Consider the following 13,896-nt stretch of genomic DNA (forward strand, 5'->3'; position numbering starts at 1 on the left):
TGGCCGAGCCGGACGGTCTATGGCTGGGAGGCCAAGGGCAAGATCGCCCGCGCCTCGGTGCAGAAGCGGCTCGCCGAACTCGGCGTCTGCCAACCGGCCGACTGGATCGAACCGGCCCCGCCATCCTCCGACGAGAAAGGCCCCGCCAGCATGAGCGGCAGCGATTTGCACCCGTTTTACGACCTGCACACGCATGGCTTCGTCCGCGTTGCGACCGCGACGCCGAAGGTGCGCACCGCGGACGTGGCCTTCAACGCCGCGGCGATCCTCGAATGTGCGAAGGATGCGGCGGAGGAGCATGTCGACCTGCTGCTCTATCCGGAGCTTTCGCTGTCCTCCTACGCACTCGACGATCTCCACCTTCAGTCGGCTTTGCTCGATGCGGTGGATGCGCAGGTCGAGGCCATTCTCAAGGCATCGCGCGACCTCGCCCCTGTGCTGGTCTTCGGCGCACCGCTGCGTCGCAACGGGCGGATTTACAATTGCGCCGTGGTGGTCGCGCGCGGCGAACTGCTCGGCGTGGTGCCCAAGAGCTACCTGCCGAACTACCGCGAATATTACGAGAAGCGCTGGTTCGCGCATGGGCGCGGCTGCGTCGGGCTGACGATTGCCTGCACCGGGCGCGAAGTGCCATTCGGTACCGACCTGCTCTTCGAGGCAAAGGACCTTCCCGGCTTCGTCTTCGGGATCGAGATCTGCGAGGACTTCTGGGCACCCATTCCGCCGGGCACACAGGCCGCGCTGGCCGGGGCGACGATCGTGCTCAACCTGTCCGCCTCGAACATCACCATCGGCAAGGCCGACGAACGCCACCTGCTCAACCGGGCGAGTTCGAGCCGCTCGATCTGCGCCTATGCCTATTCGGCGAGCGGCCATGGGGAGAGCACGACCGATCTGGCCTGGGACGGGCAGGGCATGATCTACGAGCTGGGCGACCTGCTGGTCGAGAGCGAGCGCTTCGATCTGGCGCCCGAGCTGTGCGTTGCCGATGTCGATACCCAGCGCATCCTTGCCGAGCGCATGCGCATGCAGACCTTCAACGACGCCGCGGAGGCCGCGGGGCGGCCCGAGGATCGCTATCGCCGGATCGGCTTCGAACATGCCGCGCCGCGCGGAGACTATGGGTTACGACGCCCGATCCGTCGCTTCCCCTTCGTACCCAACCGCGCGCACAAGCTCGACGAGGATTGCTACGAAGCCTTCAATATCCAGGTCGATGCGCTGATGCGGCGGATCGAGGCTACGAAACCCAAGTGCCTCGTGATCGGGATTTCGGGCGGACTCGACAGCACGCATGCGCTGATCGTGGCGGCCAAGGCGATGGACCGGCTCGGGCGCCCGCGCAGCGATATACGCGGCTTTACCATGCCCGGCTTCGCCACCTCAGACACTACGAAGAGCAACGCCTGGCGTCTGATGGAGGCCTTCGGGACCACCGCCGTGGAAATCGATATCCGCCCCAGCGCCACGCTGATGCTCGAGAACATCGGTCACGCCTTCGCCGATGGTCAGCCGGTCTATGACACCACCTTCGAGAACGTGCAGGCGGGGCTGCGGACCGACTATCTCTTCCGCCTTGCCGGTCAGCATGGCGGCTGGGTGATCGGGACGGGCGATCTCAGCGAACTCGCGCTCGGCTGGTGCACCTATGGCGTGGGCGACCAGATGAGCCACTACGGCGTCAATGCGGGCGTGCCCAAGACGCTGATCCAGTATCTCATCCGCTGGACCATCCAGACCGGGCAATTCGATCCCGGCGTCGATGCGGTTCTGGGCGACGTGCTCGACACAGAAATCAGCCCCGAGCTGGTCCCCGCGGGAGCAGACGGCCAGATCCAGAGCACGCAATCGATCATCGGGCCCTACGAGCTCAACGACTTCTTCCTCCATCATGTCATCCGCTGGGGGCAGAAGCCGAGCCATGTCGCCTTCCTTGCCTGGCATGCCTGGAAGGATGCGAAATCAGGGCTTTGGCCGATCGACTTCCCGGATGATGCGAAGAACGCCTACGACCTCGTCACCATCGCCGACTGGCTCGAGAAATTCCTCAAGCGGTTCTTCGGCTTCAGCCAGTTCAAGCGTAGCGCCATGCCTAACGGGCCGAAGGTCTCGGCGGGTGGCGCGCTCAGCCCGCGCGGTGACTGGCGCGCGCCGAGCGACGCTGTCGCTGACACCTGGCTGGCCGAACTTGCGGCCGCCCTGCCGCCGCTGGACGCCTGAGCATGCCCGCCCGCGCGCTTGTGATCATGATGGCGTGCAACATCGTCTGGGCGCTCAATGTCGTGGTGAGCAAGATCGCCATCGCCGACCTCGGCGCACCGCCGTTGTTCTACGCGCTGCTGCGATCTGTGATCGTCGCGCTCGTTCTGGTCCCGCTGCTGCGCCCGCTTCCGGCAAAGTTGTGGCAGGTTCTGCTGATCGGGCTGGCGATCAGCGGCGGCTCCTTCGCATTGCTGTTTATGGGCTTGGCAACGGCGAGTCCCTCGGCCGCCGGCGTGGTGAGCCTGACCGGCGCCCCGATGACCGTACTCTTCGCTATCCTCTTCCTCGGCGAGCGGGTCCGCTGGCGGCGCGGGATGGGCATCGGTCTCGCCTTCGGCGGGGTGCTGTTCGCGATGGCGGGTGACAACCAGATGGAGACGAGCACCGGCCTGCTGCTGGTGTTCGTATCGGCGCTGGTCGGCGCCTTGGGCTCGGTCTTCGTCAAGCGCCTGGAACTGCCCTCGATCCGTCTTCAGGCCTGGGCCGCGGTCGCCTCGATCGCGGTACTGCTGCCGCTGACGGCGACGATGGAAGGCGGACAGGTCGCGTCATTGAGCAATGCACCCCTCGAACTGATCGCCTGCCTGTTCTTCGCCTCGGTCGTCGTCTCGGTGGGTGCGCATACCGCCTATTACCGGCTGTTGCAGGAGCATGACGCCAATCTGATCGTACCGCTGACGCTGTTCACGCCGATCCTGACGATTGTCTTCGGTGCCTGGTTGACCGGCGATGCCATCGGCGGGCGCCTGCTGGTGGGTGGGGCGATCGCCCTGCTCGGCGTGGCCATCATCGTGCTGCGCCCGAGCGCGACCTTCACCCGCCGCTTTCTCGTCAGGCCACGTTTCTGACGCCTTACTTGTTCAAACCTTGGTTGTCGCAATTGTCGCTCGCCCACCAGTAGGCCAGACCTCGGCGGTGCAGCTTAGCGCGTGCACCGATCTTGCACTCTCGAATCCGCCGAGCGGAACTGACAAGGTCTACTTTGCGGCCACCATCTGTCTCGACCACCACCAGATATGATGTCGTGGTGTTCGATGGGATCAGGTTGATTGATCGCACTCGGCCATAAACCTCGGTTGGTTCGGTCTTTCGCAAGTCCTTGTCTCGCCAACTTCCAACGTTTTGCAGGAAGAATGCGAATAATAGAAGGAAAGTAACAAAGAGAGCGGCACCGAAACTCCCAGAGCGTAGGTGCCGCAGCAACTGGCCCACTAGCCCAGCTCGACCGTCCAGCCGTGCGTGTCCTCGACGGTGCCCTTCTGGATGCCAACCAGTCGCTCGCGGATCTTGTTAGTCATCTGTCCGGTACCGCCGCTGCCGATGGTGAATTCGCCGTCGGGTCCGAGCACGGTTCCGACCGGCGTGACCACCGCAGCGGTGCCGCAGGCCATCGTCTCGAGCAGCTTGCCACTCGTGGCATCGGCGCGCCACTGGTCGATGCTGTAGGGCTCCTCGCGCACCTGCAGGCCCTCTTCGCGGAGAAGCTGGATGAGGCTGTCGCGGGTGATCCCGGGAAGGATCGTGCCGGTGAGCGGCGGGGTCACGACGCTGCCGTCGTCGAAGACGAAGAACAGGTTCATCCCGCCCAGTTCCTCGACCCATTTCTTCTCGACCGCGTCGAGGAAGACCACCTGGTCGCAGCCATTGGCGATGCCTTCGGCCTGCGGCACGAGCGATGCGGCATAATTGCCGCCGGTCTTGGCCGCGCCGGTGCCGCCGGGCGCCGCGCGGGTGTAGTTGCGGCTGACCCAGATCTTCACCGGCTTGGCGCCGCCCTTGAAATAGGGGCCGACCGGGCTGGCGATGAGGATGTATTTGTACTGCCGCGCCGGGCGGACGCCGAGAAAGGCTTCCGAGGCGAACATGAAGGGACGCAGGTAGAGCGAGCCGTCGGGATCGCCCGGCACCCAGTCGCGGTCCCTGGCGACCAGCTGGCGGATCGATTCGAGGAACAGTTCTTCGGGGAGTTCGGGCATCGCCATCCGGCGGGCGCTGTCGTTGAAGCGGCGCGCGTTCTGCTCGGGCCGGAACAGGGCGAGGCTGCCATCCTCGCGCTTGTAGGCCTTCATGCCCTCGAAGATTTCCTGCGCGTAGTGCAACACCGCTGCAGCGGGATCGAGAGCGATCGGTTCACGCGGGCCGAGCGTCGCCCTGTGCCAGCCTCCCTTGTCGGCATCGTAATCGATCACGACCATGTGATCGGTGAACAGCTTGCCGAATCCGGGGTCCTGAAGCGCCTGCTGGCGGGTCTCGCCGGGAACCGGGGCGGGGTGGGGGAGATGCTCGAAATCCATGGATGCGCGGGTAATCGCATGGACGACGGCGCGCAAGGGAGTGTGTCCTTGTAGGGTACGCCTCCGACCTCCGTCGAAGGCTTGCTGGAACAGCCGGAACGGAGGCGCGGAGGCACTTCACGCACACCACAAAATGAGAAGGGCAGCGCCACCCTGGGGTGATGCTGCCCTTCGCATGGTCAGCGGCGGGAAGTGCCGCTCACGAGGTCTCTATCGGCTCTGCTTACCGATAGTACCCCGCGCGGAAACTTGCCGACCTCTCTGCTGAACCATGAGACATCGGATCACCTCCTTTCGCGCTGTTAAGAGCCAAAGTACCCCGTCTCCGGGGAACAAGACCGCGTTTCGCCGCTGATCTTGGTGTTATATTTGAGTCTTTCGCGCCCGCAAAACAACCCTTGAAAAAAAGTTTTCCCACGTCAGAATTGTCGTTTGTGGCCCGGAAGGTTTTCCGGGCCTTTTTCGTACCCATCGCTGGCGGGCATCACGAGGGTGATACTCCCGCCGACTCCGGTCAGCGGCAATCCTCGATCACGCGCGTCAATTCGGCCCAGGGCGGCAGGTAGAGTGTGGACAAGCCGGGCGTTTCCACAGCGAATCGTCCGCGCGTGATCGCCATTGCGTCGAGCAGGGGATCGCTGGCGGCAAGCGTCGCCCTCACCGATGGCAGCTGCGTGCTCGTCGCCTGTGCCGCCAGGGTGCGGTCGACCGTCTCGGTGCGGATCGTCATTGCGGCGGGTGCGCTACCCGATCCGCTGCGCGTCAGCGTGACGCGGCCCGAGCCACGGTCGCAGTCCACCGAGAACCGCGCCTCGCTGGCCCGCTCGCCATAGAGCGCGATGCCTCCATCGGCCTCCGCGCGATAGCTCCAGTCGCCCGGAGTGCGGGGGTTGTCGATCCAGTTCTTCGCGGGCGGCGGTGCCGCTGGCGTTGGCGCCGGAGCGCTCGCTACGGGCGTCGGTGTCGGTGTGGGCGCGGGAGTCGAATCCGGCGCCGGGACGCAGGCGGCGATGGTGAAGCTGAGCGCCAATGCGCCGCCGAGATGGCAATAGAGCGGTTTCATGCCGTGACAATGATCGCTAACGCCCATGTTTCCAATGGCAAAGAAGAAGCGCCTCGATCAGATGCTGGTGGACCGCGGGCTCGTCGAGAGCCGAACGCGGGCGCAGGCACTGGTCATGGCGGGGCTGGTGTTCAGCGGCGAGCAGAAGCTCGCCAAGCCAGGACAGCAATTGCCCGAGGACGCCCCGCTCGACGTGCGCGGGCGCGACCATCCGTGGGTTTCGCGTGGGGGAATCAAACTCGCGCACGCGATCGAGCACTTCGGGCTCGACCCCAGCGGCGTCACCGCGATGGACATCGGCAGTTCGACCGGCGGCTTCACCGACGTGCTGCTGCAGGGCGGGGCGGAACATGTCTTCGCGGTCGACAGCGGCACCAACCAGCTTGCGTGGAAACTGCGGCAGGACCCTCGCGTCACGGTGCTCGAACAGACCAGCGCGCGGGTGCTCACCCCGGCCATGATCGACCGTCCGGTGGGCTGGGTGGTGTGCGATGCGAGCTTCATCGGCCTCGCAAAGGTACTCGAAACGCCGTTACAATTGGCTCAATCGCCCTGTCGGCTCGTCGCGCTGATCAAGCCGCAGTTCGAAGTCGGGCGCGAAGAGGTCGGCAAGAAGGGCGTGGTCAGCGATCCGGCGCTCCATCGGCGCGTGTGCGACGAGGTTCGTGCATGGGTCGAGGGACTCGGCTTCGAAGTGCAGGGGATCGTCGAAAGCCCCATCAAGGGGCCCGAGGGCAATGTCGAATTCCTCATCAGCGCAATGAGAACGTAGCGGCGCAATTGACCTCGCGGCCCGCTTCGCCCTAGGCGCTCGTGCAAACGTATGTACGGAGAGAGCATGTCCGCCAATATCGCCGAAATGGAACGTCGCCGCGCAGCCGCCAAACTGGGCGGGGGCGAGAAGCGCATCGCCGCGCAGCATGCCAAGGGCAAGCTGACCGCGCGCGAGCGGCTCGACGTGCTGCTCGACGAGGGCAGCTTCGAGGAACTCGACACCTATGTCGAGCATGACTGCGTCGATTTCGGCATGCAGGAGCAGAAGATTCCCGGCGACGGCGTCGTCACCGGCAGCGGCACGATCAACGGGCGGCTGGTCTATGTCTTCAGCCAGGATTTCACCGTCTTCGGCGGCTCGCTGTCGAAGCGCCATGCGGAAAAGATCTGCAAGGTGATGGACACGGCGATGAAGGTCGGCGCGCCGGTGATCGGCCTCAACGACTCCGGCGGTGCGCGCATCCAGGAAGGCGTCGCGTCATTGGGCGGCTATGCCGAGGTGTTCCAGCGCAACGTGCTCGCATCGGGCGTGGTGCCGCAGATCAGCCTGATCATGGGCCCCTGCGCCGGCGGCGCGGTCTATTCCCCGGCGATGACCGACTTCATCTTCATGGTCGAGGATTCCTCCTACATGTTCGTCACCGGCCCCGACGTGGTCAAGACGGTGACCAACGAGGTCGTCACGCAGGAGGAACTCGGCGGAGCGAAAACGCACACCACCAAGACCTCGGTTGCCGACAACAGCTTCGAAAACGACATCGAGACGCTGCTCGCAACGCGCGACTTTGTCGACTTCCTCCCGCTCTCGAACCGCGAGGATGTGCCCGAGCGCCCGACCTCGGACGCTTGGGACCGCGAGGAGCCGAGCCTCGACACGCTGATCCCCGACAACGCCAACCAGCCCTATGACATGCACGAGGTCATCCGGAAGACGCTGGACGAGGGCGACTTCTTCGAAATCCAGCCCAACCACGCCGCCAATATCATCTGCGGCTTCGGCCGGGTCGAGGGGCGCACGGTGGGCGTGGTCGCCAACCAGCCGATGGTGCTAGCCGGCGTGCTCGACATCAACTCTTCGAAGAAGGCCGCGCGTTTCGTGCGTTTCTGCGACGCCTTCGAAATTCCGATCCTGACCTTCGTCGACGTGCCCGGCTTCCTTCCCGGCACCGCGCAGGAGCACAATGGCATCATCAAGCACGGCGCCAAGCTGCTGTTCGCCTATGCCGAGGCGACCGTGCCCAAGATCACCGTCATCACCCGCAAGGCCTATGGCGGCGCCTATGACGTGATGGCGTCCAAGCATTTGCGCGGGGACCTCAACTATGCCTGGCCCACCGCCGAGATCGCCGTGATGGGCGCCAAGGGCGCGGTCGAGATCATCTTCCGCCAGGACCGCGACGATCCCGACAAGATCGCCGAGAAAACCAAGGAATACGAAGACCGCTTCGCCAACCCCTTCGTGGCGGCGCAGCGCGGCTATATCGACGAGGTTATCTACCCGCACTCGACGCGGCGGCGTATCGCGCTGGGTCTCCGCAAGCTGCGGACGAAGCAGCTCGAGAACCCGTGGAAGAAGCATGATAATATTCCGCTGTGAGTGAGTGGCAGCTCTGGGCCTTCCGCGCCTTCATTGTGGCGCTGATTGCCCTGTGGGGCAGGACGGCATGGCGCGGGTTCGCTCGTGACGAGTTTCGCGTCATCGGGCGTTTCGGATGGCATCAATCCGAGCGCTATTCGTTCAGCTGGTGGACGGGGACCGCGTTGAATATCGTCTACCTCGCGTGTTTGTTCTTTGTGCTCATATTGAGCTTAATTCCTGGAAGACTTGGGTGATCTTATGAAACTCGGCCGTCTCAACCATATCGGCGTCGCGACGCCCTCGATCGAGGAATCGCTGCGCTATTATCGCGATGTCATGGGCGCGACACTCACGCATGAGCCTTTCGATCTCGAGGAGCAGGGCGTGAAGGTCTGCTTCGTCGACACGCCCGGCCAGGAGGGCACGCACGGCACGCAGATCGAGCTGATCGAGCCGCTGGGCGAGAGCTCGACGCTGACCGGCTTCCTCGCCAAGAACCCCGCCGGGGGGCAGCACCACCTGTGCTACGAGGTCGAGGATATCGAGGAGGCGCGCAACTGGTTCGAGGGGCTGGGCAAGCGCATCCTCGGCCCCACGCGCATCGGCGCGCATGGCACGCCGATCTTCTTCCTCCACCCCAAGGACATGATGGGCCAGCTGACCGAGATCATGGAAACGCCCAAGGACGACAGCCACTGGTCGAACTGACGCTTCTGACGCTGGTGGCAGTGGGGGCTGCGCTGCTGATACGCAATGCGCGGCGTGATCCCGACAACTGGCGGATCGACGCAGGGAGCAAGGAGCTGCGCTTCAATCACTGGAAGGAAGTGGTGCTGGCCTTGGCCGTCGCCGGTTTCGTACTACTCGTCTTCGTGTCCACGCGCTGACCAAGGATCGACCCATGCTTTTCTACGACAGCCCCAATCCGGCGCCCAATCCGCGCCGCGTGCGCATCTTCGCGGCCGAAAAGGGCATCGAGCTTCCGATGCAGGAAGTGTCGATCCCCAAGCGCGAGCAGAAGGCGCCCGACTTCGTCGCGAAGAACCCGCGCGGGCAGACGCCGATCCTCGAGTTGGATGACGGCACGGTGATCGCCGAGAGCGTCGCGATCATGCGCTATCTCGAGGCCGAGCATCCCGAGCCGCCGCTGTTCGGCACGTCCTCTCGCGAAATCGCCGAAATCGAGATGTGGAGCCGCAGGGTCGAGATGATCCTCATGCCGCCGGTGGGCGCGGTGTGGGTCCACACGCATCCCTTCACCGCCGCGCTTCCGGGCCGCAACGCCGATTGGGGCGAGTCCAATCGTCCGCGCGTCGCCGACGCCATGCGCTTCTTCGACGAGTCGCTCGACGGACGCGACTACCTCGCGGGCGATGCCTATTCCGCCGCCGATATCCTGCTGCTGACCACGGTCGATTTCGCGAAGTTCGTCGGGCTGGAGATGCCCGAGGAATGCGGCAACCTCGCAGCCTGGCACGCGCGCGTCTCGGCGCGGCCCAGCGCCGCGGCCTGAATTCCGCAGCGCGCCGTAACGGACTTGCGCCGCGCCCTGTTCGCGGCCAATCTCGGTTGCGAAATAAAACCAGACAAACGCACCTTGGGGAGAGACGCGTGAGCTACGAAACCATCATCGTCGAGAAGGACGGCCCGCTGACCACCATCACGCTTAACCGGCCCGACCGGCTGAACGCGATGCCGCCGCAGATGGCGGACGAGATCGGCGCGGCCTTCTACGACCTCGGCGACAGCCGCGCGGTGCTGATCACCGGCGCGGGCAAGGGCTTCTGCTCGGGCGCCGATCTCGCCGCGCGCGGCGAGGGCAGCGCGCTGCAGAACAAGGGCGGCAGCCACCGCGCGCTGCAGAACCACTACAACCCGGCGGTCAACATGGTGCTGCGCGCGCCGGTGCCGGTGATCTGCGCGGTCAATGGCCCCGCGGCGGGCGTCGGCTGTTCGCTCGCCTTGGCCGGAGACTTCGTCCTCGCGGGCAAGAGCGCCTATTTCCTCCAGGCATTCGTCAATATCGGCCTGGTGCCCGATGGCGGTTCGACCTGGCTCCTTTCGCGAGCGATCGGCCGTGCGCGCGCCACGCGGATGATGATGCTGGGCGAGAAGATCGGGGCGGAGCAGGCAGAGGACTGGGGCCTGATCTACAAGGCCTGCGACGACGATGCACTGCTCGACGAGGCGAGGGCGCTGGCCGAGAAGCTCGCCAACGGCCCGACGCTCGCCTACGCCACGATGAAGGCGAATATCGGCAAGGCGCTCGACGGCACGCTGACCGAGGTCTTCCTCGCCGAGGCAGAGGGCCAGCGGCTGGCGGGCGCGAGCAAGGATGCGATGGAAGGCGGCATGGCCTTCCTCCAGAAGCGCAAGCCCGCCTTCAAGGGCGAGTAATCGCGGCCACCTCTTCCCCTCTGCATACGATTGTGTTTAGGGGCAGGGCATGAGTGACACGCCGAGCTACGACGACTGGAAGCCTCTCGCCGACAAGGAAGTGAAGGGGCGCGATCTCACCTGGCACACGCCCGAGGGGATCGATGTGAAGCCGCTCTATACGAGCGCGGACACCGACGGCCTGGATCCGGGCGTGCCCGGCATCGCGCCCTTCACGCGCGGGCCCTACGCCTCGATGTACACCGGGCGCCCGTGGACCATCCGCCAGTATGCCGGTTTCTCCACCGCCGAGGAATCGAACGCCTTCTATCGTCGCAACCTCGCCGCGGGTCAGAAGGGGCTGTCGGTCGCTTTCGACCTTGCCACACATCGCGGCTATGACAGTGACCACCCGCGTGTCGTCGGCGATGTCGGCAAGGCGGGCGTCGCGATCGACACCGTGCGCGACATGGAAATCCTGTTCGACCAGATCCCGCTCGACCAGATGAGTGTGTCGATGACGATGAACGGCGCGGTGATCCCGGTCATGGCGTTCTACATCGTAGCGGCGGAGCGGCAGGGCGTTGCGCAGGACAAGCTTTCGGGGACCATCCAGAACGACATCCTCAAGGAGTTCATGGTCCGCAACACCTATATCTACCCGCCCGAGCCGAGCATGCGGATCGTTTCGGACATCATCGCATATACTTCGGCCAACATGCCGAAATTCAACAGCATTTCGATCTCGGGCTATCACATGCACGAGGCCGGTGCGACCGCGGTGCAGGAACTCGCCTTCACCATCGCCGACGGCAAGGAATACGCCAAGCGCGCGATGGAGGCCGGGCTCGACATCGATGCCTTCGCGCCGCGCCTGTCCTTCTTCTGGGGCATCGGCATGAACTTCTTCATGGAGATCGCGAAGATGCGCGCCGCTCGTGCACTGTGGCATGACGTGATGAGCGGTCTGGGCGCGCAGAACGAGAAGTCGAAGATGCTCCGCACGCACTGCCAGACGAGCGGTGTGTCGCTGCAGGAACAGGATCCCTACAACAACGTCATCCGCACCACGGTGGAAGCGATGGCCGCGGTGCTGGGCGGCACGCAGTCGCTCCACACCAATGCGCTCGACGAGGCGATCGCGCTGCCGACCGATTTCAGCGCCCGCATCGCGCGCAACACGCAGCTGGTGATCCAGGAAGAGACCGGCATCACCAATGTCGCCGATCCGCTGGGCGGAAGCTACTATATCGAGAGCCTCACCGCGGCGCTGGTCGAGAAGGCGCAGGCCCTGCTCGACGAGGTCGAGGCGACGGGCGGGATGACCGCCTATGTCGCCAGCGGCAAGCCCAAGGCGCAGATCGAGGAGGCCGCCGCCGCCAAGCAGGCCAGCGTCGACAAGGGCGAGACGGTGATCGTCGGCGTCAACAAGTACCGCCGCGACAAGGAAGACGAGATCGACACGCTCGATATCGACAACCACAAGGTCCGCCAGAGCCAGATCGCGCGGTTGGAGAAGGTCCGCGCGGGCCGCGACGAATTCGCCTGCAAGGCCGCGCTCGACGCGCTGGCGCGCGGTGCGGCGCAGCGCGAGGGCAATTTGCTCGCGCTGGCGGTCGAGGCGGCGCGCCACGATGCGACGCTGGGCGAGATCTCCACCGCGATGGAGGATGCCTGGGGCCGCTACGACACCATGCCCAAGCCGGTGCGCGGGGTCTATTCCTCCGCCTATGCCGAGGACGACCGCTACCGGCAGGTCGTCGCGGGCGTGAAGGCGGTCGAGCGCCGCCTGGGCCGCGCGCCGAGGCTGATGGTCGCCAAGATGGGCCAGGACGGGCACGATCGCGGCGCCAACGTCATCGCCAGCGCCTTCGCCGACATGGGCTTCGAGGTCATTTCCGGCCCGCTGTTCCAGACGCCCGAGGAAACCCGCGACATGGCGCTCGAACACGATGTCGACGCGATCGGCGCCAGCAGCCTCGCGGCGGGGCACAAGACGCTCATCCCCGAACTGGTCGGCCTGCTGAAAGAAGCGGGCCGCGCCGACATCAAGGTCATCGCCGGCGGCGTGATCCCGCAGAAGGACTACGATTTCCTCCGCGATGCCGGGGTCCAGGGCATCTACGGGCCGGGCAGCAATGTCGTCGAATGCGCGGCCGACGTGCTGCGCCTGCTAGGCCACAACATGCCGCCTGCGGGTGAGGACCTGGACGAGGCGGCGGAGTGAGGAAGCGTCGCGTTCGATTTGTCGGCTTTTTTACTCTCTTGGTTGGAATTCTGATTTCGCCGGTGAAGGAATGGGCTTTGCGCTGCCGATCAAATCCGTGGGGATGGTTGGAAGCCGAGTGCCATGCTTTCAAGGAGGCCCACTGGCCGTGGGGCTATGCCGTAGTGACACTTGGGCTAATGCTGATTGTGCTCAGCCTGTTTTCTCCAAGCTTGAATCGAGATCCTAATGACTGACATCCGCACCGACTGGACCCGCGAGGAAATCGCGGCGCTGTTCGATCTCCCGTTCACCGAGCTGCTCTTCCAAGCCGCCACGGTCCACCGCGAGTTCCATCCGCCCGAGCAGGTGCAGCTCTGCACGCTGCTCAGCATCAAGACCGGCGGGTGCCCCGAGGATTGCGGCTATTGCTCGCAGTCGGTGAAGGCCGATTCCGGCGTCGAGGCGACCAAGCTGATGGAGGTGCAATCGGTCCTCCAGCGCGCGGCGCAGGCGAAGGATGCGGGCAGCCAGCGCTTCTGCATGGGCGCGGCGTGGCGCAATCCCAAGGACCGCGACATGCCCGCGATCGTCGAGATCGTGAAGGGGGTGCGCGCCATGGGGCTCGAGACCTGCATGACGCTGGGCATGCTGACGCCGAAACAGGCGGACATGCTCAAGGAAGCCGGGCTCGACTATTACAACCACAATGTCGACACCGGGCCCGAATATTACGAGCGGGTGATCTCGACGCGCAATTATCAGGACCGGCTCGATACGCTGCAGAACGTCCGCGACGCGGGCATCAACGTGTGCAGCGGCGGCATCGTCGGCATGGGCGAAACGCGCGCGGACCGGGTGGGCTTCGTCCACACGCTCGCCACGCTCGAACGCCATCCCGAAAGCGTGCCGGTCAATGCGTTGGTGCCGGTCAAGGGCACGGTGCTGGGCGACATGCTCGCCGACACGCCGCTCGCCAAGATCGACGATATCGAATTCGTCCGCACCGTCGCGGTGGCGCGCATCTGCATGCCGATGAGCATGGTGCGCCTCTCCGCCGGTCGCGAGAGCATGAGCGAGGCGACGCAGGCGCTGTGCTTCATGGCGGGCGCGAACTCGATCTTCACCGGCGACAAGCTCCTCACCGCGCCCAATGCGGGCGACGACAGCGACGCCGCGCTCTTCGCCAAGCTGGGGCTGACCGCGCTCAAGGGCGAGGAGCCGATGCGGACGTGCAAGGCGATGGAACCAGCGGAATGATCACGCACCAATCCCGTCATGCTGAACTTGTTTCAGCATCCATTTCTCAAATAGCACCGTCGGCCGCAAAGGTTCGATGGAC

13 protein-coding genes are annotated in these 13,896 nt (G+C 64.9%); 11 read left to right on the forward strand and 2 right to left on the reverse strand.

Going from position 1 to position 13,896, the window contains the following annotated elements; all coding sequences use genetic code 11:
- Positions 1 to 150: 150 nt before the first annotated feature.
- Both K3181_RS13470 and K3181_RS13475 read left to right on the forward strand, forming a co-directional pair.
- The gene (locus K3181_RS13470; protein WP_221603769.1) at positions 151 to 2,220 is read left to right on the forward strand and encodes an NAD(+) synthase; all 2,070 of its coding nucleotides are present in this window, start codon (positions 151 to 153) and stop codon (positions 2,218 to 2,220) included.
- Positions 2,221 to 2,246: 26 nt separating this feature from the next.
- On the forward strand, positions 2,247 to 3,110 hold the full coding sequence (locus tag K3181_RS13475; protein WP_247715156.1) for a DMT family transporter: 864 nt from the start codon (positions 2,247 to 2,249) through the stop codon (positions 3,108 to 3,110).
- 363 nt (positions 3,111 to 3,473) lie between these two features.
- On the opposite strand, the gene K3181_RS13480 is transcribed toward K3181_RS13475, so the two are convergent.
- Positions 3,474 to 4,556, reverse strand: a complete 1,083-nt coding sequence (locus K3181_RS13480) for a branched-chain amino acid aminotransferase (protein ID WP_221603644.1) — start codon at positions 4,554 to 4,556, stop codon at positions 3,474 to 3,476.
- 514 nt (positions 4,557 to 5,070) lie between these two features.
- Positions 5,071 to 5,619 (reverse strand): hypothetical protein, encoded by a 549-nt coding sequence (locus K3181_RS13485; RefSeq protein ID WP_221603645.1) that lies wholly within the window; start codon positions 5,617 to 5,619, stop codon positions 5,071 to 5,073.
- A gap of 34 nt (positions 5,620 to 5,653) precedes the next feature.
- Here K3181_RS13485 and K3181_RS13490 point away from each other — a divergent pair, with 34 nt between their 5' ends.
- The 9 genes from K3181_RS13490 (at position 5,654) to bioB (ending at position 13,814) form a co-directional block, all read left to right on the forward strand.
- Positions 5,654 to 6,391, forward strand: a complete 738-nt coding sequence (locus K3181_RS13490; RefSeq protein ID WP_221603646.1) for a TlyA family RNA methyltransferase — start codon at positions 5,654 to 5,656, stop codon at positions 6,389 to 6,391.
- 66 nt (positions 6,392 to 6,457) lie between these two features.
- The gene (locus tag K3181_RS13495; protein ID WP_221603647.1) at positions 6,458 to 7,990 is read left to right on the forward strand and encodes an acyl-CoA carboxylase subunit beta; all 1,533 of its coding nucleotides are present in this window, start codon (positions 6,458 to 6,460) and stop codon (positions 7,988 to 7,990) included.
- Positions 7,987 to 8,226 (forward strand): hypothetical protein, encoded by a 240-nt coding sequence (locus K3181_RS13500; protein WP_221603648.1) that lies wholly within the window; start codon positions 7,987 to 7,989, stop codon positions 8,224 to 8,226. Before K3181_RS13495 ends, K3181_RS13500 begins: the two co-directional genes overlap by 4 nt.
- A gap of 4 nt (positions 8,227 to 8,230) precedes the next feature.
- Positions 8,231 to 8,680: a methylmalonyl-CoA epimerase gene (gene mce, locus K3181_RS13505; protein ID WP_221603649.1), complete on the forward strand. Its 450-nt coding sequence runs from the start codon at positions 8,231 to 8,233 to the stop codon at positions 8,678 to 8,680.
- A 14-nt stretch (positions 8,681 to 8,694) separates the two neighbouring features.
- Positions 8,695 to 8,859, forward strand: a complete 165-nt coding sequence (locus K3181_RS13510) for a hypothetical protein (RefSeq protein WP_221603650.1) — start codon at positions 8,695 to 8,697, stop codon at positions 8,857 to 8,859.
- A 14-nt stretch (positions 8,860 to 8,873) separates the two neighbouring features.
- The gene (locus K3181_RS13515) at positions 8,874 to 9,485 is read left to right on the forward strand and encodes a glutathione S-transferase family protein (RefSeq protein WP_221603651.1); all 612 of its coding nucleotides are present in this window, start codon (positions 8,874 to 8,876) and stop codon (positions 9,483 to 9,485) included.
- A 98-nt stretch (positions 9,486 to 9,583) separates the two neighbouring features.
- Positions 9,584 to 10,369, forward strand: a complete 786-nt coding sequence (locus K3181_RS13520; protein ID WP_221603652.1) for an enoyl-CoA hydratase-related protein — start codon at positions 9,584 to 9,586, stop codon at positions 10,367 to 10,369.
- 49 nt (positions 10,370 to 10,418) lie between these two features.
- Positions 10,419 to 12,575 carry a methylmalonyl-CoA mutase gene (gene scpA / locus K3181_RS13525; protein WP_221603653.1) on the forward strand — a complete coding sequence of 719 codons (2,157 nt, stop codon included), beginning with the start codon at positions 10,419 to 10,421 and terminating at the stop codon, positions 12,573 to 12,575.
- Between the two features lie 228 nt (positions 12,576 to 12,803).
- On the forward strand, positions 12,804 to 13,814 hold the full coding sequence (gene bioB, locus K3181_RS13530; RefSeq protein WP_221603654.1) for a biotin synthase BioB: 1,011 nt from the start codon (positions 12,804 to 12,806) through the stop codon (positions 13,812 to 13,814).
- Positions 13,815 to 13,896: the final 82 nt, after the last annotated feature.

The organism is Qipengyuania mesophila (genome assembly GCF_019711655.1).
Taxonomy (GTDB): domain Bacteria; phylum Pseudomonadota; class Alphaproteobacteria; order Sphingomonadales; family Sphingomonadaceae; genus Qipengyuania; species Qipengyuania mesophila.

Coding starts and splice junctions, on each gene's coding strand:
- K3181_RS13470 (WP_221603769.1), top strand. CDS start 151: ATGAGCGGCAGCGATTTGCACCCGTTTTACGACCTGCACACGCATGGC.
- K3181_RS13475 (WP_247715156.1), top strand. CDS start 2,247: ATGATGGCGTGCAACATCGTCTGGGCGCTCAATGTCGTGGTGAGCAAG.
- K3181_RS13480 (WP_221603644.1), bottom strand. CDS start 4,556: ATGGATTTCGAGCATCTCCCCCACCCCGCCCCGGTTCCCGGCGAGACC.
- K3181_RS13485 (WP_221603645.1), bottom strand. CDS start 5,619: ATGAAACCGCTCTATTGCCATCTCGGCGGCGCATTGGCGCTCAGCTTC.
- K3181_RS13490 (WP_221603646.1), top strand. CDS start 5,654: ATGGCAAAGAAGAAGCGCCTCGATCAGATGCTGGTGGACCGCGGGCTC.
- K3181_RS13495 (WP_221603647.1), top strand. CDS start 6,458: ATGTCCGCCAATATCGCCGAAATGGAACGTCGCCGCGCAGCCGCCAAA.
- mce (WP_221603649.1), top strand. CDS start 8,231: ATGAAACTCGGCCGTCTCAACCATATCGGCGTCGCGACGCCCTCGATC.
- K3181_RS13515 (WP_221603651.1), top strand. CDS start 8,874: ATGCTTTTCTACGACAGCCCCAATCCGGCGCCCAATCCGCGCCGCGTG.
- scpA (WP_221603653.1), top strand. CDS start 10,419: ATGAGTGACACGCCGAGCTACGACGACTGGAAGCCTCTCGCCGACAAG.
- bioB (WP_221603654.1), top strand. CDS start 12,804: ATGACTGACATCCGCACCGACTGGACCCGCGAGGAAATCGCGGCGCTG.